Here is a 760-nt window from a genome sequence, read left to right as displayed (position 1 = left end):
GGTTAGTAATTGGGGTGAAGTCGTAACAAGGTAGCCGTAGGAGAACCTGCGGCTGGATCACCTCCTTTCTAGGGAGTCGAAAGATAGAGTATAATCTATCTTATAAATTGATGGTTTAAGTAAGTTAGAAAATCTACTCTGTTTAATTTCCAGGGATTATTTACATGTTGACCAAAGATGGCCTACATGGTATCATATATATCCCAAGCGAGTTAAACATTATTGTTTAGCCGCTGAAAAAATTGTCCTTTGAAAATTGCACAGTAAATAAGAAATAAAGTAAAGCTAAGGTTATAATATAACCTTTGTAGTAAAGTATCATTTTAAAGATGATATGATGATAATAAGAAAATTGATAGTAACGAGCAGATCGAGGAAAGATTTGAGCGAGGAGCAGAGTTTACTTATGTAAATGAGCACCACAGCGAAAAGGTTGACGAAGATATGCGAAGTTAATAGCAATTTTCGATAATAAAGGTCAAGCTACAAAGGGCGCATGGAGGATGCCTTGGCACCAGGAGCCTAAGAAGGACGCGATAAGCTGCGAAAAGCTCTGGGTAGGCGCAAATAGCCAGAGAACCAGAGATATCCGAATGGGGAAACCCACCTAGATAACGCTAGGTACTGCAAACTGAATACATAGGTTTGTAGAGGCAAACCCGGGGAACTGAAACATCTAAGTACCCGGAGGAAGAGAAAGAAACATCGATTTCCTAAGTAGCGGCGAGCGAACGGGAAAGAGCCCAAACCAGGAACTTGT

At 40.4% G+C, this 760-nt stretch carries 2 rRNA genes; both read left to right on the top strand.

The annotated features are described in order from the left end of the window. A 16S ribosomal RNA gene (locus CLRAG_RS17940) occupies positions 1-68 on the top strand; the annotation flags it as partial. Positions 69-476: 408 nt separating this feature from the next. Next, positions 477-760 (top strand): 23S ribosomal RNA (locus CLRAG_RS17935); the annotation flags it as partial.

Source organism: Clostridium ragsdalei P11 (assembly GCF_001675165.1).
GTDB lineage: Bacteria > Bacillota > Clostridia > Clostridiales > Clostridiaceae > Clostridium_B > Clostridium_B ragsdalei.
This window is presented reverse-complemented; position numbering and strand designations above follow the sequence as displayed.